The sequence below is a fragment of the Dactylosporangium sp. NPDC049525 genome, from assembly GCF_040676755.1.
Taxonomy (GTDB): domain Bacteria; phylum Actinomycetota; class Actinomycetes; order Mycobacteriales; family Micromonosporaceae; genus Dactylosporangium.
Genome location: NZ_JBFAPO010000013.1, coordinates 27,674 through 43,189, shown reverse-complemented (window position 1 = coordinate 43,189; position 15,516 = coordinate 27,674). Strand labels below are relative to the sequence as shown.

At 70.5% G+C, this 15,516-nt stretch carries 19 protein-coding genes; 15 read left to right on the top strand and 4 right to left on the bottom strand.

Going from position 1 to position 15,516, the window contains the following annotated elements; translation table 11 throughout:
* The first annotated feature begins 115 nt into the window (after nucleotides 1-115).
* The 10 genes from AB0K00_RS20430 to AB0K00_RS20385 all read left to right on the top strand — a co-directional run bounded on the left by AB0K00_RS20430 (nucleotide 116) and on the right by AB0K00_RS20385 (nucleotide 9,870).
* Entirely contained in the window at nucleotides 116-1,045 is a 930-nt protein-coding gene (locus AB0K00_RS20430) for a choline/ethanolamine kinase family protein (protein WP_363522862.1), read from the top strand.
* A 19-nt stretch (nucleotides 1,046-1,064) separates the two neighbouring features.
* Nucleotides 1,065-2,606 (top strand): amino acid permease, encoded by a 1,542-nt coding sequence (locus AB0K00_RS20425; protein ID WP_363522860.1) that lies wholly within the window; start codon nucleotides 1,065-1,067, stop codon nucleotides 2,604-2,606.
* 59 nt (nucleotides 2,607-2,665) lie between these two features.
* Nucleotides 2,666-3,409: an FCD domain-containing protein gene (locus tag AB0K00_RS20420; RefSeq protein WP_363522858.1), complete on the top strand. Its 744-nt coding sequence runs from the start codon at nucleotides 2,666-2,668 to the stop codon at nucleotides 3,407-3,409.
* Nucleotides 3,410-3,447: 38 nt separating this feature from the next.
* Nucleotides 3,448-4,773, top strand: coding sequence for a glutamine synthetase family protein (locus AB0K00_RS20415; protein ID WP_363522857.1), 1,326 nt, complete (start codon nucleotides 3,448-3,450; stop codon nucleotides 4,771-4,773).
* A gap of 5 nt (nucleotides 4,774-4,778) precedes the next feature.
* Nucleotides 4,779-6,128, top strand: coding sequence for an aldehyde dehydrogenase family protein (locus AB0K00_RS20410; RefSeq protein ID WP_363522856.1), 1,350 nt, complete (start codon nucleotides 4,779-4,781; stop codon nucleotides 6,126-6,128).
* Nucleotides 6,129-6,896, top strand: coding sequence for a 3-oxoacyl-ACP reductase (locus AB0K00_RS20405; protein ID WP_363522854.1), 768 nt, complete (start codon nucleotides 6,129-6,131; stop codon nucleotides 6,894-6,896).
* Nucleotides 6,893-7,576: a gamma-glutamyl-gamma-aminobutyrate hydrolase family protein gene (locus tag AB0K00_RS20400; RefSeq protein WP_363522853.1), complete on the top strand. Its 684-nt coding sequence runs from the start codon at nucleotides 6,893-6,895 to the stop codon at nucleotides 7,574-7,576. The genes AB0K00_RS20405 and AB0K00_RS20400 overlap by 4 nt, the downstream gene beginning before the upstream one ends.
* Before the next feature lie 97 nt (nucleotides 7,577-7,673).
* Nucleotides 7,674-8,582 (top strand): TIGR03619 family F420-dependent LLM class oxidoreductase, encoded by a 909-nt coding sequence (locus AB0K00_RS20395; RefSeq protein ID WP_363522851.1) that lies wholly within the window; start codon nucleotides 7,674-7,676, stop codon nucleotides 8,580-8,582.
* A gap of 4 nt (nucleotides 8,583-8,586) precedes the next feature.
* Nucleotides 8,587-9,306 (top strand): gamma-glutamyl-gamma-aminobutyrate hydrolase family protein, encoded by a 720-nt coding sequence (locus tag AB0K00_RS20390; protein WP_363522850.1) that lies wholly within the window; start codon nucleotides 8,587-8,589, stop codon nucleotides 9,304-9,306.
* An 18-nt stretch (nucleotides 9,307-9,324) separates the two neighbouring features.
* A complete protein-coding gene (locus AB0K00_RS20385; RefSeq protein ID WP_363522848.1) occupies nucleotides 9,325-9,870 on the top strand; it encodes a Uma2 family endonuclease in 546 nt (181 codons plus the stop codon).
* Here the strand turns inward: AB0K00_RS20385 and AB0K00_RS20380 are convergent.
* Nucleotides 9,841-10,038 carry a hypothetical protein gene (locus tag AB0K00_RS20380; RefSeq protein WP_363522846.1) on the bottom strand — a complete coding sequence of 66 codons (198 nt, stop codon included), beginning with the start codon at nucleotides 10,036-10,038 and terminating at the stop codon, nucleotides 9,841-9,843. The genes AB0K00_RS20385 and AB0K00_RS20380 overlap by 30 nt on opposite strands.
* 52 nt (nucleotides 10,039-10,090) lie before the next feature.
* Here AB0K00_RS20380 and map point away from each other — a divergent pair, with 52 nt between their 5' ends.
* Both map and AB0K00_RS20370 read left to right on the top strand, forming a co-directional pair.
* Nucleotides 10,091-10,948, top strand: coding sequence for a type I methionyl aminopeptidase (gene map / locus AB0K00_RS20375; protein ID WP_363522845.1), 858 nt, complete (start codon nucleotides 10,091-10,093; stop codon nucleotides 10,946-10,948).
* Nucleotides 10,945-11,643, top strand: coding sequence for a VIT1/CCC1 transporter family protein (locus AB0K00_RS20370; RefSeq protein ID WP_363522844.1), 699 nt, complete (start codon nucleotides 10,945-10,947; stop codon nucleotides 11,641-11,643). The genes map and AB0K00_RS20370 overlap by 4 nt, the downstream gene beginning before the upstream one ends.
* A 228-nt stretch (nucleotides 11,644-11,871) precedes the next feature.
* Here AB0K00_RS20370 and AB0K00_RS20365 read toward each other — a convergent pair whose 3' ends face one another.
* The 3 genes from AB0K00_RS20365 to AB0K00_RS20355 are packed head-to-tail and all read right to left on the bottom strand — an operon-like array spanning nucleotide 11,872 to nucleotide 13,229.
* Nucleotides 11,872-12,336 carry a nitroreductase/quinone reductase family protein gene (locus AB0K00_RS20365; RefSeq protein WP_363522843.1) on the bottom strand — a complete coding sequence of 155 codons (465 nt, stop codon included), beginning with the start codon at nucleotides 12,334-12,336 and terminating at the stop codon, nucleotides 11,872-11,874.
* Complete coding sequence (locus AB0K00_RS20360; RefSeq protein WP_363522841.1) at nucleotides 12,337-12,768, bottom strand: DUF4439 domain-containing protein; 432 nt, start codon at nucleotides 12,766-12,768, stop codon at nucleotides 12,337-12,339. It abuts the gene before it with no gap.
* Complete coding sequence (locus tag AB0K00_RS20355) at nucleotides 12,765-13,229, bottom strand: hypothetical protein (RefSeq protein ID WP_363522839.1); 465 nt, start codon at nucleotides 13,227-13,229, stop codon at nucleotides 12,765-12,767. Before AB0K00_RS20355 ends, AB0K00_RS20360 begins: the two co-directional genes overlap by 4 nt.
* 199 nt (nucleotides 13,230-13,428) lie before the next feature.
* On the opposite strand from AB0K00_RS20355, the gene rimP reads away from it, so the two are divergent.
* Genes rimP through AB0K00_RS20340 form a run of 3 tightly spaced genes read left to right on the top strand, consistent with a single transcriptional unit; the run spans nucleotide 13,429 to nucleotide 15,364 of the window.
* Nucleotides 13,429-14,028: a ribosome maturation factor RimP gene (rimP, locus tag AB0K00_RS20350; RefSeq protein WP_363522836.1), complete on the top strand. Its 600-nt coding sequence runs from the start codon at nucleotides 13,429-13,431 to the stop codon at nucleotides 14,026-14,028.
* Complete coding sequence (gene nusA, locus AB0K00_RS20345; RefSeq protein ID WP_363522835.1) at nucleotides 14,025-15,059, top strand: transcription termination factor NusA; 1,035 nt, start codon at nucleotides 14,025-14,027, stop codon at nucleotides 15,057-15,059. The genes rimP and nusA overlap by 4 nt, the downstream gene beginning before the upstream one ends.
* Nucleotides 15,060-15,064: 5 nt before the next feature.
* Nucleotides 15,065-15,364: a YlxR family protein gene (locus AB0K00_RS20340; protein ID WP_363522833.1), complete on the top strand. Its 300-nt coding sequence runs from the start codon at nucleotides 15,065-15,067 to the stop codon at nucleotides 15,362-15,364.
* The last annotated feature ends 152 nt before the right edge of the window (nucleotides 15,365-15,516 follow it).

Sequence of the window (15,516 nt, the reverse complement as noted above, 5' to 3'; positions counted from 1 at the left end):
ACGACCGGCTGAACCCGGCGTTAACTGTGCCCCACTATGACGCCGATCACTACAGGCCGCAGGGTGTAAAAGGTCTGTAACCGGCGTGGACCGCGCGGCGAAGGGGCCGGGTGCCATGACTGCGGTGCCGTCCATCGCGGACCTGCTCGAGCGGGTCCCGTCGTGGACCGGCCGCGCGGTCGAATGGCAGCGGCTCCAAGGCGGCCTGTCCCACCACATCTACCGGGTCGACGTCGACCGCGTGCCCTACGTCCTGCGGGTCCTCGAACCGGCGGTGTCCGCCGCCGGGCTCGGCGTCCCGCCGGAGCAGGAGATCGCCAACACCGTCCTCGCGGCGCACACCGTCGGCGCGCAGGTCTACGAGATCCTGCCGGACGTGCCGGCGGTCGTCATCGAGTTCCTCCCGGGAAGGACCCTCAGCACCGCCGAGGTGCGCCGGCCCGAGATCATCCCGTCCATCGCGACCGCGTGCCGGCGGCTGCACGCCGGCCCGGCGTTCGGCAACGAGTTCGACATCTTCGCCAAGCGGGCCGAGCTCCTCGACGTCTGTGCGCGGCACGACCTGCCGCTGCCCGACGGCTATCTGTCCCGGTCGTCCACAGTGGATGCCATTGAGCAAGCGCTTGCCGCGAGACCGCTGGCGAGCGTGCCGTGCCACAACGACCTGCTCGCGGAGAACTTCATCGCCACCGGCGACGGTGTGCGGATCATCGACTACCAGCTGTCCGGCAACAACGATCCCGCATTCGAGCTCGGCGACATCGCCGCGGAGGCCGACTACGACCCGGATCTGGTCGGCCTGCTGGCAGGGGAGTACTTCGCCGAGGCCGACGAGACCCTCCGCGCGAGGGTCCGGCTGTTTCAAGTCGCGTCCAACGTCACCTGGACGCTGTGGTTCACCGTCCACCATGGACTGTTTGCGTCCGCCGCCTTCGACTATGCGGCGGAGGCGGCCGACAAGTGGGGCCAGGCCAAGGAGTCCTTGGACGACCCCGGACTCGGCAGGCTCCTGGCGGCGGTCAGCGGAAGGACCCCCCACCCCTAAAACTCGCAAGGAGGTGCCCATGGCATCACCGACCGTCGACGCCGACGAACAGCGGCTCGCCGAGCTGGGCTACAAGCAGGAGCTGCGCCGCAAGTGGAGCGGCTTCTCCAACTTCGCCATCTCGTTCTCCATCATCTCCATCCTCGCCGGCTGTTTCACCACGTTCGGCCAGGCGTGGATGAACGGCGGCCCGGTCGCCATCTCCTGGGGCTGGCCGATCATCTCGGTCTTCATCCTGATCATCGGCCTGTGCATGTCGGAGCTGGTGTCGGCGTACCCGACCGCCGGCGGCATCTACTGGTGGGCCGCGAAGATGGGCAAGCCGATCCACGGCTGGTTCACCGGCTGGCTCAACCTGGTCGGCCTGATCGCCGTCACGGCGTCGGTCGACTACGGTTGCGCGACGTTCCTGAGCCTGGTGCTCGACGCGTACAGCGGCTGGGACAGCGGGAACCTGTACCTGACGTTCCTGCTCTTCGTGGTGATCCTCGCGCTGCACGCGGCGATCAACATCTTCGGCCACAACGTCATCGACGTGCTGCAGAACGTCTCGGTGTGGTGGCACGTGTTCGGTGCCGCCGCGGTCGTGCTGATCCTGGTGTTCGTGCCGGAGAAGCACCAGAGCCTGGAGTTCGTCTTCACGGAGCGGTTCAACAACTCCGGCTACTCCGACGCGCTGTATTGGTTCCTGGTGCTGCCGTTCGGCTTCCTGCTCACCCAGTACACGATCACCGGCTTCGACGCGTGTGCCCACGTGTCGGAGGAGACGATGGGCGCATCCACGGCCGCCGCGAAGGGCCTGTGGCAGTCCATCTTCTACTCGGCGATCGGCGGCTGGATCCTGCTGCTGTCGTTCCTGTTCGCTTCCACCGACGTCGACGCGATCACCGCCGCCGGCGGGTTCTCCGGCGCGGTCTTCGAGACGTCGCTGAGCTCCGGCTTCTTCAAGGCGGTCATCCTCATCTCCACCATCGGGCAGTTCTTCTGCGGCATGAGCTGCGTGACGAGCATGTCCCGGATGACCTACGCGTTCAGCCGTGACCGGGCCGTGCCGGGCTGGCAGCTGTGGTCCAAGGTGGACCGCAACGGCACTCCGGTCAACGCGATCCTCGGCGCCTCGGCGGCCGGCCTCGTGCTCACCCTGCCGGCGCTGTACAAGAGCCCGCTCGGCGTGCCCACCGCCTTCTACGCGGTGGTGTCGGTCGCGGTCATCGGCCTGTACCTGGCCTTCCTGATCCCGATCTACCTGCGGCTGAGGATGGGCGACCGGTTCGTGCCCGGGCCGTGGACGCTCGGCGCCAAGTACAAGGTGCTGGGCTGGATCGCGGTCATCGAGATCGCCGTCATCTCGGTCTACTTCGTGCTGCCCTTCGTGCCGACCGGCATCCCGGGCAACAAGGAGTTCGCCTGGACGTCGGTCAACTACGCCCCGCTCGCGATCCTCCTGGTCATCGGCGGTGCCGCGCTGTGGTGGACGCTGTCGGCCAAGCACTGGTTCAAGGGCCCGATCCGCACGATCGACGAAGCGATCGCGCAGGACACTGCCGCGGTCAAGGAGTAGGGAATGATGTGGTCCGGGCGGCGCGTGAACGCCGCCCGGACCATGACCGAGGAGGGCGGATGCCGGTGGCCACTGAGCCCCTGTCGGGCGTGCCGATGTGGCGACCGGTGCGGGGCGGCAACGCCTTCGAGATCACCGTCGCACGGCTGGCGCAGGCGATCCGGTTGGGACTGGTACCGGTCGGTGAGCGCCTCCCGCCGGAGCGGGAGCTGGCCGAGCGCCTCCAGGTGAGCCGGGTGACCCTGCGCGAGGCCATCGCCGCCCTGCGGGAGGCCGGCTTCCTCGAGTCGCGGCGGGGCCGCTCGGGCGGCACGTTCGTGGTGCGCGCGACGGGCGACTCGCACGCCGACGCCGCGGAGCAGGACGCCGCCGCGCTCGCCCGCGAGATGGGTGACTCACTGCACGACGCCCTCGACTTCCGGCGGGTCCTCGAGCCGGGCGCCGCCGCGCTCGCCGCGACCCGCGCCCTGTCCGCCGCCGACCGGGCGCACCTGGTGGCCTGCCTGTCCGCGGCGCGGACCAGGGATCCCAGGACGCGGCGGGTCAACGACTCCCGGCTGCACCTGGCGATCGCCTCGGCGAGCGGCTCCACCTCGGTGGCCGCCTCCATCGCCGACGTGCAGCTGCGCCTGGACCGGCTCCTGGCCGCGATCCCGGTGCTGCGCCGCAACCTCGACCACTCCGACCTCCAGCACGAGCGGGTCGTCGAGGCGATCCTGGCCGGCGACCCGGTCGTGGCCCGCACCGAGATGGAAGAGCACTGCGACGCCACCGCCGCGCTGTTGCGCGGCCTGCTGGGTTGAGTTTATGGTTTCTTTCTAGACCTTTAGGGGTGGGGACGATGCTGACGATCGAGCAGCTGCGCATCGCCGTGGACGATGGCGAGATCGACACCGTCGTCGTGGCGGTCACCGACATGCAGGGCCGGCTGCAGGGCAAGCGGTTCTACGCCCCGCACTTCCTCGACGAGGTCATCGCGCACGGCACCGAGGGCTGCAACTACCTGCTCGCCGTCGACGTCGACATGAACACCGTCGAGGGCTACGCGATGTCGTCCTGGTCCAGCGGCTACGGCGACTTCGCGATGATCCCCGACTTCAGCACCCTGCGCCGCATCCCGTGGCAGCCCGGCACCGCGCTCGTCCTGGCGGACCTGCGCTGGCTCGACGGCGAGTCGCCGGTCGCCGCCTCACCCCGGCAGATCCTCCAGGCCCAGCTCGCCGGGCTGGCCGACGCCGGCTACGTCGCCTACACCGGCACCGAGCTGGAGTTCGTGGCATACCGCGACACCTACGAGGACGCCTACGCCAAGGGGTACCGCGGCCTCACCCCCGCCAACGTCTTCAACGCCGACTACTCACTGCTGCAGACCGCCCGGGTCGAGCCGCTGCTGCGCCGCATCCGCAACGACATGGCCGGCGCGGGCCTCGTGCCGGAGAGCGCGAAGGGCGAGTGCAACCTCGGCCAGCACGAGATCGCGTTCCGCTACGACGAGGCGCTGCGCAACGCCGACGGGCACGTGCTGTACAAGAACGGCGCCAAGGAGATCGCGGCGCTGGAAGGCATGTCCATCACCTTCATGGCCAAGCCCAACGCCCGCGAGGGCAACTCCTGCCACATCCACTTCTCCCTGCGCGCGAACGGCACCCGGGTCGACGAGACCGTGTTCCACCACGCGATGGCCGGCCTGCTGGCCACCATGCGCGAGTTCACCCTCATGTACGCGCCCAACATCAACTCCTACAAGCGCTACCAGGCCGGCTCGTTCGCGCCGACCGCGGTGCGCTGGGGCAACGACAACCGCACCTGCGCCCTGCGCGTCGTCGGCCACGGCCCGTCGCTGCGGGTCGAGAACCGGGTCCCCGGCGCCGACGTCAACCCCTACCTGGCGATCGCCGCGATGACCGCGGGCGCGCTGCACGGCATCCGCAACGAGCTGCCCCTCGAGGACATCTACACCGGCAACGCCTACCAGGACGACAGCGCGCCGCGGGTCCCGTCGACCCTGCGCGAGGCGCTCACCCTCTGGGAGGCCAGCGACCTGGCCCGCGCCGCGTTCGGTGCGGACGTCGTCGCCCATTACGCCAACAACGCCCGGGTCGAGCTGACAGCGTTCGAGGCGGCGGTCACCGACTGGGAACTCCAGCGCGGCTTCGAAAGGCTGTAACCACGATGCATGACGTCATTTCGCCGGTGACCGAGGAGATCGTCGCCACGGTGCCCTCCACCAGCGTGGAGGAGACCGACGCCGCGATCGCGCGGGCGCACGAAGCGTTCCAGACCTGGCGGGCCGTGTCGCCCGGCGACCGGGCCCGGCTGCTGCGCCGCTTCGCCGCACTGGTCGACGAGCACAACGAGGAGCTCGCCCAGCTGGAGGTCCGCAACTCCGGGCACACCATCGGCAACGCCCGCTGGGAGGCCGGCAACGTCCGCGACGTGCTCAACTACTACGCCGGGGCGCCGGAGCGGCTCAGCGGGCGGCAGATCCCCGTCGCGGGCGGCATGGACGTCACGTTCTACGAGCCGCTCGGCGTCGTCGCCGTCATCGTGCCGTGGAACTTCCCGATGCCGATCGCCGGCTGGGGCTTCGCGCCGGCCCTGGCCGCGGGCAACACCGTGGTCCTCAAGCCCGCCGAGCTGACCCCGCTCACGGCCATCCGCCTGGGTGAGCTGGCGCTCGAAGCCGGCCTGCCCGAGGGTGTCTTCACGGTACTGCCGGGCAAGGGCTCCGTCGTCGGCGAACGGTTCGTCACCCACCCCCTCGTGCGGAAGGTCTGCTTCACCGGCTCCACCGACGTCGGCAAGCGCATCATGGCCGGCTGCGCCCAGCAGGTGAAGCGGGTGACCCTCGAGCTCGGCGGCAAGAGCGCCAACATCGTCTTCGCCGACGCCGACCTGGCCAAGGCCGCCGCGGGCGCGCCGGGCGCCGTCTTCGACAACGCCGGCCAGGACTGCTGCGCGCGGTCCCGCCTGCTGGTCCAGGCCAGCGTCTACGACGAGTTCATGGCGCTGCTGGAGCAGTCGGTGCAAGCGTTCCGCTGCGAGGATCCGTCCCTCGAAACCGCGCAGATGGGGCCGCTGATCTCCGCGGGCCAGCTGGCATCGGTCAAGTCCTATGTGGACAAGGCGGTCATCGAGGGCACCGCTCCCGGCGGCCCCGGCTACTGGATGGCCCCCACCGTCCTGGCCGCGGAGTCCACCGAGGACCGGCACTGGCGCGAGGAGATCTTCGGCCCCGTCCTGTCGGTGCTGCGCTTCGACGACGAGGCCGACGCGATCCGCCTCGCCAACGACACCGAATACGGCCTGTCCGGCTCCATCTGGACCGGCGACCTCGGCCGCGGCATCCGCGTCGCGCGGGGCGTCGAGGCCGGCAACCTCAGCGTCAACTCCAACTCCTCGGTGCGGTACTGGACGCCCTTCGGCGGCGTGAAGCAGTCCGGCCTCGGCCGTGAGCTCGGACCGGACGCGCTCGCCGCGTTCAGCGAAGTCAAGAACGTCTTCTTCAGCACGGAGGTTTAAGTGCAGGCTCGTCTCCAGGACCGGGTCGCGGTCATCACCGGCGCCGGCAGCGGCATCGGACTCGCCACGGCGCGCCGGTTCGCGTCCGAGGGCGCCAAGGTCGTCGTCGTGGACCTCAATCCCGAGGCGGGCAAGGCCGCCGCCGACGAGGTGGGCGGCGAGTTCGTCGCCACCGACGTCGCCGACGAGGAGGCCGTCAAGGCCCTGTTCGACGGCGTCGCCGAGCGGTACGGCCGGCTCGACATCGCCTTCAACAACGCCGGCATCTCCCCGCCCGACGACGACTCGATCCTCGACACCGGCCTGGAGGCCTGGGAGCGGGTGCTGAAGGTCAACACGACCAGCGTCTACTTCTGCTGCAAGTACGCCATCCCGCACATGCGCGCCCAGGGCAAGGGCTCGATCATCAACACCGCCAGCTTCGTCGCGCTGCTGGGCGCGGCCACCTCGCAGATCGCGTACACCGCGAGCAAGGGCGCCGTGCTGTCCATGACCCGCGAGCTCGGCGTGCAGTTCGCCCGCGAGGGCATCCGGGTCAACGCGCTGTGCCCCGGCCCGATCGCCACCCCGCTGCTCATGGAGCTCTTCGCCAAGGACCCCGAGCGGGCCGCGCGGCGCCTGGTGCACGTGCCGATGGGCCGCTTCGGCACCCCCGAGGAGATCGCCGGCGCGGTCGCGTTCCTCGCCAGCGACGACGCGTCCTTCATCACCGCCTCCACGTTCCTCGTCGACGGCGGCATCACCGGCGCCTACGTGACGCCGCTGTGATCCCGTTGGTCGGCATCACCGCCTACGTCGAACCCGCCCGCTGGGGCGTGTGGGACACCCGGGCGGTCCTGATCCCCGAGGGCTACGCCCGGTTGGTGCAGGAGGCCGGCGCCCGGCCGGTCGTCCTGCCCCCGTCGGCGGACGGCGCCGCCGACCTGATCCGCCGCCTGGACGGCCTGGTCCTGGCCGGCGGCGCCGACATCGAGCCGGCGCACTACGGCGCGCCGGCCCACCCGACGACGAAGACCCGGCCGGACCGCGACAGCGGCGAGCTGGCGGTGCTCGCCGCCGCGCTGGACGCCGACCTGCCGGTGCTGGGCGTCTGCCGCGGCATGGAACTGCTCGCCGTCGCCTGCGGCGGCACGCTCACCCAGCACCTGCCCGACGTCCTGGGCAACGAGCGGCACCAGCCGAGCCCAGGCGTCTACGGCGCGCACCCGGCCCGCTTCGCACCCGGCTCCCGGGCCGCGGCGATCTTCGGCGAGGTGGCGGACGTCAACTCGTACCATCACCAGGCCGTCGACGACCCGGGTTCGCTGACCGTCACCGGCTGGGCCGACGACGACGTCATCGAGGCCGTCGAGGACCCGGCCCGCCGCTTCGTCCTCGGCGTCCAGTGGCATCCCGAGGAGGCTTCGGACGTCCGCCCGTTCGCCGCGTTGGTGCGGGCAATAGCTTGAGTGGGAGCGAAGCGAGCATGGGGGTGTGGGGTGGCGCAGCCCCCCACGGAACCGCTGGGCGAAGCCTACGGAGCTGGAAACTGGGTAGGTTAAGCACATGCGCGTCGGTTTCGGACTGCCGGTGTCAGGGTCATGGGCCACACCCGACCTCCTCGCCGAGGTCGCCGTCGAGGCGGAGCGGCTCGACTACGACTCCTTGTGGACCTTCCAGCGGCTGCTCGTCGGCGAGGACCAGGCGGTCGACCCGGTCTATCGCAGCGTGCTCGACCCGCTCGTCGCGCTGACCTTCGCCGCCGCCCGCACCAGCCGCATCCGCCTCGGCGTGGCGGTGGTCAACCTGCCGTTCGTGTCACCGGCGGTCCTGGCCAAGCAGGTCTCCACCCTCGACGTGCTCAGCGGCGGCCGGGTCGACCTCGGGCTCGGCGTCGGCTGGTCCCCGGTCGAGTACGCCGCGACCGGCGCCGTGGCCGAACGGCGGGTCGCCCGCACCCGCGAATACGTCGCCGTGCTGCGGGCGCTGTGGGCCGACGGCGTCAGCGCGTTCGACGGCGAGTTCTACACCGTGCCGCCCAGCCGCATGGAGCCCCGCCCGGTCCAGCGCCCCGGCGTGCCGATCCTGCTGGGTGGCGCCGTCCCCGCCGCGATCCGCCGCGCCGGGGAGATCGGCGACGGGTGGGTCAGCCGCTCTGCGACCAACCTGTCCGACATTTCCTCGGATGTCGCCCTGGTACAGGAGGGCGCCGCGTCCTCCGGTCGCGCTTCGCCGCGGGTCGTCTGCCGGGGTGTGCTCAAGCTCACGGACCTCGAACTCGACGCCGACGGCCGGCCGCCGCTGTCAGGCACCTTCGAGCAGATCCGCGAAGGCACGGCGTGGCTTGCCACGCAGGGCGTCACCGAGATCTTCTACGACCTCAACTGGGACCCGCTGATCACGCTGGAGCCGGCGGCCGCCAGGGATCGTGCCCTGGAGATCCTGCACAACCTCGCACCCGTGGGATTAGGTTGATGACATGTCGCGACCGGTGATCGGCCTGACCACCTACGCCGAGGAGACCCGCTTCGGGCTCAACGACACCTTCTCGGCCGTGCTTCCGCTGTCCTACGTGCACGCGGTGCACGCCTCCGGCGGCCGGGCGGTCCTCGTGACCCCCGACGACCCCGACATCGACGTCCTGGACGGGCTCGACGGGATCATGTTCACCGGCGGCTCCGACGTGAACCCCGACCTGTACGGCGAGCCACCCCACGCCACCACGAAGGTCAAACCCGAGCGCGACACCGCCGAGCTGCTGCTCATGCGCGCCGCCCTCGCCGCCGACCTGCCGCTGCTGGGCATCTGCCGGGGCATGCAGCTGATGTGCGTCGCCTACGGCGGCCGCCTCCACCAGCACCTGCCCGACGTCCTCGGCCACAACGACCACCGCCCGGTCAGCGGCCCGAAGTTCGGCGAGCACCCGGTCGTGCTGACCGGCGGCACCCTCGCCGCGAAGATCCTCGGCGACTCGGTCATGGTCAACTCGTTCCACCACCAGGGCTGCGCCGACCCCGGCACGCTGACCCCGACCGGCTGGTGCCCCGACGACAACCTCATCGAGGTCGTCGAGGACGCCTCGAAGTCCTTCGCCCTCGGCGTCCAGTGGCACCCCGAGGACACCACCGACTTCAGGGTCTTCGCCGCCTTCATCGAAGCCGCCCGCGCCCACAAATCCTCTGTAGCCATACGGCCATAAGTCCGCTACGCTCGTGCAATGAGGGTGATCGACATGGACATCGCGATTCCCGGGATTCATCTCCCTGATGGACTCTTCACGGTCGACGATGTGCTTGCGCTGCCCGAAACCGATCAATACCGGTTGGAATTGCACGAGGGAGTGATTCGGGTCGTGCCGCCGGCGAATCCGGAGCGCCAGGAGGTCCAGCTTGAGCTGGCTATCTACCTTCGCGGGCTTGGTCGCAAGGTATACACCACCATCGGCATCCAGATTGACCAGCGCAGCTACCGCATCCCGGACATCGCCGTCCTCAGGCAAGGCGAGGCGGTGACCACTGATGTGTTGCAGTCGCCGGACCTCTTCGACCTGATCATCGAGGTCGTCTCGCCGGGGTCTGTCGACGAGGACAGGCTCCTCAAGTCGAAGGTCTATGCGGACGCCGGCATCCCCGAATACTGGCGGGTCGAAAACACCGCCGTTGGGCGGGTGGTGGTCCAGAGTCATCTTGAGGGCGGCCACTATCGCCAGGTCAGCCAGGTGGCGCTGGAGAAGCTACTCGCCGGTGGCGGCGGCCTCGTCTGAGGTGCGGTGGTCGATGCGCAGGTCAGGTGTCGACTCGCGGTAGTGCTCGCGGTCGTCGGAGTCCTGCAGGAGCGCCTCGGCCTGGGCCTTCGGGTCTTCGCTGCCGGCGGCGAGCTCCTCGGGCAGGAGCTCCTCTGCGCGGCTGTTGACGCGGTCGTCGTCGATCATGCCCAGGGGTTACCCAGACCATGCCTGGTTGATGCGCGTTAGGCTTTTCGGCATGACGGTCCGCGCTTCGCTAGTCCCCGGCACGCAAACACCATGGCGTCAGGTTCCGGCCTCGATCGCGCGACCCGAGTATGTGGGGAAGCGCGCCCCGAGCAAGCATCGCGGGTCGGACGTGCAGACGCCGGAGATCATCGAGCGGATGCGGGTCGCGAGCCGGCTCGCGGCGCAGGCGACCGTGCTGGCCGGTGAGCACGCCAAGCCGGGGGTGACGACCGACGAGATCGACCGGGTCGTGCACGAGTTCCTGTGCGACCACGGAGCGTATCCGTCGACGCTGGGCTACAAGGGCTTCCCGAAGTCGTGCTGCACGTCGCTCAACGAGGTGATCTGCCACGGCATCCCCGACTCGACCGTGATCGAGGACGGCGACATCCTCAACGTCGACGTGACCGCGTTCATCGGCGGGGTGCACGGCGACACCAACCAGACGTTCTGCGTCGGTGACGTCGCCGAGGAGGACCGGCTGCTGGTCGAGCGGACCCGCGAGGCGATGATGCGGGGCATCCGTGCCGTCGCGCCGGGCCGCCCGCTCAACGCGATCGGCCGGGTCATCGAGGCGTATGCCAAGCGCTTCCACTACGGCGTGGTGCGGGACTTCACCGGGCACGGCATCAACGAGGTGTTCCACACGGGGCTCTACGTGCCGCATTACGACAACCCGCGGCTCACCACGATCATGGAGCCCGGCATGACGTTCACGATCGAGCCGATGATCACGCACGGCACGCACGACTACGACATCTGGAAGGACGGCTGGACGGTCGTCACCAAGGACCGTAAGTGGACGGCGCAGTTCGAGCACACCATCGTGGTGACCGAGGACGGCTACGAGATCCTGACCCTGCCGTGACCCACCCGGCCGCTGAGGACGCGCATCATCATGCGGACGTATCCGGCGGGTGGCTGCGGGCGGCGGTGTTCGGGGCGATGGACGGGCTCGTCACCAACATCGCGCTGATCGCCGGGGTCGGCGGCGGCGGGATCGCGCCGCGCACGATCGTGCTCACCGGCACGGCCGGGCTGGTCGCCGGGGCGATCTCGATGGGGCTCGGGGAGTTCACCAGCGTCCGCGCGCAGAACGAGCAGGTCGCCGCGGAGGTCGCGAAGGAGCGGCGGGAGCTGACGCACTTCCCGGAGGAGGAGGCCGCCGAGCTGGCCCGGATCTGGCAGGCCCGCGGGCTGCCGGCGGACCTGGCGCTGCAGGTCGCCTCCACGCTGGGGCGGGACATCGATGAGGCGGTCCGGGTGCACGCCCAGGAGGAGCTCGGCGTCGACCCGGACGACGCGCCCAGTCCCTGGGTCGCGGCCGGGTCGTCGTTCGTGTGCTTCTCGATCGGGGCGCTGGTGCCCCTGCTGCCCTACCTGCTCGGCGGGACGAGCCTGTGGCCGGCGCTGGCCGCGGGCAGTGTGGGGCTGTTCGTCGCGGGGGCACTGATCTCCCGGTACACCCGCCGGCGCTGGTGGGCCTCGGGGGTCCGGCAGCTACTGCTCGGGGCGGCAGCGGCCGGGGCCACATATCTGATCGGAAGGCTCATCGGGGTGTGAGTGACCTGGCCCGTCCGGGAAGGTGGTGGACTTCCCGGACGGCAGGGCTCACGAGACGGTTGTCGTTAACGACGCGGCTGCATCGTCGGACCGGCCCAAGCGGTGCGGCGCATGTCGGTCTCCTCTCGTTCGGACGCTCGTGGCGTGATGTAACGATCGTCGCGGAGCGGACACGTCTGTGGGGTCCTGCGCCCTTGCGATGGCACGCTTTCGGGAGTACTGGAGGTTTCAGATCCCGCGCAGGCGAAATATCCGGATTTCTCGCCCCGCGGCCCGTTCCTGGTACGTGCTGTACGCGGGCCAGCTGGCCGTCAGCGCGTCCAACAGGCGGGCGCGTTCCTCATCCTGTACCAACTCCGCGGTGGCTTGTAGCTCTTTGTTCTTCCAGGTGATCGCGCAGCGGGGGTCGGCCAGCAGGTTGGCCGTCCACGCCGGGTGGTGCGCCTGGCCCCAGTTGGAGCCGATCACGACGAAGTCGTCGCCGTCGCGGATGAACAGCAGCGGCTGGGAGCGGGGCTGCCCGGACTTGCGGCCGGTGGTGGTGATCAGCAGCGTGTTGACGCCGGTGGCGTTCATCGGCACGATCCGGCCCTTGGAGCGGCGCTGGAGCCACCGGTCGAGGCGCACGAGGCGCCGGGCCGCCGCGGCGAACCACGGCCTGTGCCCGAGCCGCTTGACGATCGTGCCGAGCATCTAGACCTTTCCAGGGAACGCGCTGGTCAGCGGTGTCGTGCCGGCGACCTGGCGCAGTGCGGCGCCCCGCGCGGCGCAGTCGACGAGCGCGTCGAGGGCGAGCTTGCGCACCTCGCCGGCGGTCGGCGGCAGGGCCAGGCGCCATTGCGCGGCCGTGCGGTCCTCGACCAGCGCGAGGAGCTTCAGGGCCGAGGCGCGGTCGGTGACCGGGAACGGCAGCGCATACGCGGGTGCCGCCGGCGGCGGTGTCACCCCGGCGCCGGACAGCCGCACCACCAGGGCGTCCCGGCGGGTGCGGTGGGCGCCGTCGGCGGCGCGGGCCAGGCCGACGGTCCCGCCGTCGAGCTTGGCGCCGGCCGCGCCGTAGGCGTAGATCGCGGCGTGCTCGGCCTGCAGCGCCGCCACGAGCCGTTCGTCGGCAGGCGTGGTCACGTGAGCACCTCCACGTGGGCGGCGCGGCAGGCGGCGATCGAGCCGAGCAGGGCCGCGCGGTAGGACGGGGCGGCCAGGCAGGCGGTGGTCGCGTCCTCCTGGCCGGCCTTCTCCAGGCCGGCGAGCTCCTTGACCGCCGCCGCCTGGTCCTGGACGACCGGGCCGGCCGACGTGCTCGCCGTCGGCATCGGGCCGTGCTCGTCGAGGCCGACCTCGCGGGCGAGCGCGACGACGTGCGCGGCGTGGTTGTCCTTGAGCGGGCCGAGCCGGTCCTGCAGCGCCGGGAACGCGGTGAGCACCTCGGCGTAGCGGTCCCGCAGCGCGACCGCGCGGGTGAGCAGCGGCAGCAGCACGTCCGGCGCGGGGTGCCAGGTGGCCGCGGAACTCTTCGGAATGTCGCAGGCGGTGAGGGTCGTCATTGCCGCCGCGGCGGCGGCGAGGACGGCTCTGCGGGAGGACACGCGCACAGTGAACACTATCCGGCGCTTTTTCGGTGTACACGACCCACTGCCGCATTCGGTCGGGGGAGCACGGTGGGAGCGCCGCCGGAACGCCGGAGGTCACCGCGCGTTACGCTCTGCGGAGAGCCGCCCGCGCATGCCGTCGCAGGCGGCGTGAAGCCGTGCGCCCGTCGGGGCGGTGCAGAAAGAGGTGTCGATCATGGCTCAGCAGCGGGATCGCCGCGCCGGCGGTTCGCGGGATGCTGGAGCCCGCGACGCCGGTGCGCACCGCGAGCGACTGCGAAAGGTCGTCGAGCCCGTCGTGGCCGCAGCCGGCTACGACCTGGAGGACCTCGACGTCAGCCGGGTCGGGCGGCGCCACCTGCTGCGGGTCGCGGTCGACAGCGACAAGGGCGTCGACCTGGACGCGGTCGCCGAGGTGTCGCGGGCGGTCTCGGCCGCGCTCGACGAGGCCGAGGCGGCCGGCGACGAGCTCATCGCGGGGGAGTACGAGCTGGAGGTCGGCTCCCGCGGGGTCGACCGGCCGCTCACCGAGCCGCGGCACTGGCGGCGCAACCGGACCCGCCTGGTGCTGGTCGACGTCGCCGGCAAGCCGGTGACCGGCCGGGTGACGGCGGTGACGGAGACCGGGGTGACCCTGGACGTGGAGGGCGCCGCGCGGACGGTCGCGTTCGCGGACCTGGGCCCCGGCCGGGTGCAGGTGGAGATGAAGCGGCTCGCCGAGCTGCCCGAAGACCTTGACGAAGACGAAGACGAAGACCTTGATGACGACGACGAGGAAGGGGAGGACGAGGCGTGAACATCGACCTGGCGGCGCTCCGCGCGCTGGAGCGTGAGCGGGAGATCCCGTTCGAGACCATCCTCGCGGCGATCGAGACCGCGTTGCTGACCGCGTACCGGCACACGGAGGGGGCCAACCCGCACGCCCGCGTGGAGATCGACCGCAAGAACGGGGCTGCGTCGGTGCTGGCGCAGGACCTCGACGACGACGGCACGATCGTGCGGGAGTATGAGGACACCCCGCACGACTTCGGCCGGATCGCGGCGATGACCGCCAAGCAGGTCATCCTGCAGCGGTTGCGCGAGGCGACCGACGAGGCGCACTTCGGCGAGTATGTCGGGCGCGACGGTGACCTGGTCACGGGCGTGATCCAGGCGCACGACGCCAGGACCGAGAAGGGCATCGTCTCGATCGACCTCGGCAAGATCGAGGGGCTGCTGCCCGCCGCCGAGCAGGTCCCCGGCGAGCGGTATGAGCACGGCCAGCGCATCAAGTGCATCGTGGTGCACGTGGTGAAGGGATTCCGCGGGCCGCAGGTGACGCTGTCGCGCTCCCACCCCAACCTGGTGAAGCGGCTCTTCGCGCTCGAGGTGCCGGAGATCGCCGACGGGACCGTCGAGATCGCCGCGATCGCGCGTGAGGCCGGCCACCGCACCAAGATCGCGGTGCGCACGACGGTCTCCGGGGTCAACGCCAAGGGCGCCTGCATCGGCCCGATGGGCCAGCGGGTCCGTGCCGTCATGAGCGAGCTGCACGGTGAGAAGATCGACATTATCGACTGGTCCGACGACCCGGCCCAGTTCGTCGGAAACGCACTTTCGCCGGCGAAAGCGCTCAACGTCGAGGTGGTCGACGCGGGCAACCGGGCCGCCCGGGTGACCGTGCCGGACTTCCAGCTTTCCCTGGCCATCGGCCGTGAGGGCCAGAACGCGCGGCTCGCCGCGAGGCTCACCGGGTGGCGGATCGACATCCGGCCGGACAACGCTCCGGACGCTGGCGTCGATCACGTCACGGGACCGGGCGCGGCACAAGCCGAAAGCGCAGGGTAGACTTCTTGTCGGTACGTCGCACGCCCCCGGTCCGCACCTGTGTTGGTTGCCGGAAGCGTGCGTCATCCTCCGAATTACTGCGGTTTGTCGCGATTGAGTCCGGCCCTGACCAGTTCATGGCCGTTCCTGATCCGGCCCGCAGACGGCCGGGCCGGGGAGCGCACCTGCATCCCGATCCGGCTTGCCTGGCGCTAGCGGAGCGTCGGCGCGCCTTCGGGCGAGCCTTGCGCCTCGCCGGAGTCCTGGACACCGGTCCGCTGGCCGAAGCCGTCGCTCAGGCGGCGGCATTGGAGCAATCGCAGTGATCGGAACCGCCGATGGTGGGCGCGTGATCGCCCCACCCGGACACGCAAGGTAGGACGACGGACATGAGCACACGATGAAGTCCCTGAGATGACCAGGCTTCAAGTGCACGAGTGAGGTCGGCGCGGACCTATGCCGCCCGGCCTCGAGGTGA

Coding starts and splice junctions, on each gene's coding strand:
- AB0K00_RS20430 (WP_363522862.1), top strand. CDS start 116: ATGACTGCGGTGCCGTCCATCGCGGACCTGCTCGAGCGGGTCCCGTCG.
- AB0K00_RS20425 (WP_363522860.1), top strand. CDS start 1,065: ATGGCATCACCGACCGTCGACGCCGACGAACAGCGGCTCGCCGAGCTG.
- AB0K00_RS20420 (WP_363522858.1), top strand. CDS start 2,666: ATGCCGGTGGCCACTGAGCCCCTGTCGGGCGTGCCGATGTGGCGACCG.
- AB0K00_RS20415 (WP_363522857.1), top strand. CDS start 3,448: ATGCTGACGATCGAGCAGCTGCGCATCGCCGTGGACGATGGCGAGATC.
- AB0K00_RS20410 (WP_363522856.1), top strand. CDS start 4,779: ATGCATGACGTCATTTCGCCGGTGACCGAGGAGATCGTCGCCACGGTG.
- AB0K00_RS20395 (WP_363522851.1), top strand. CDS start 7,674: ATGCGCGTCGGTTTCGGACTGCCGGTGTCAGGGTCATGGGCCACACCC.
- AB0K00_RS20390 (WP_363522850.1), top strand. CDS start 8,587: ATGTCGCGACCGGTGATCGGCCTGACCACCTACGCCGAGGAGACCCGC.
- AB0K00_RS20385 (WP_363522848.1), top strand. CDS start 9,325: ATGAGGGTGATCGACATGGACATCGCGATTCCCGGGATTCATCTCCCT.
- AB0K00_RS20380 (WP_363522846.1), bottom strand. CDS start 10,038: ATGATCGACGACGACCGCGTCAACAGCCGCGCAGAGGAGCTCCTGCCC.
- map (WP_363522845.1), top strand. CDS start 10,091: ATGACGGTCCGCGCTTCGCTAGTCCCCGGCACGCAAACACCATGGCGT.
- AB0K00_RS20365 (WP_363522843.1), bottom strand. CDS start 12,336: ATGCTCGGCACGATCGTCAAGCGGCTCGGGCACAGGCCGTGGTTCGCC.
- rimP (WP_363522836.1), top strand. CDS start 13,429: ATGGCTCAGCAGCGGGATCGCCGCGCCGGCGGTTCGCGGGATGCTGGA.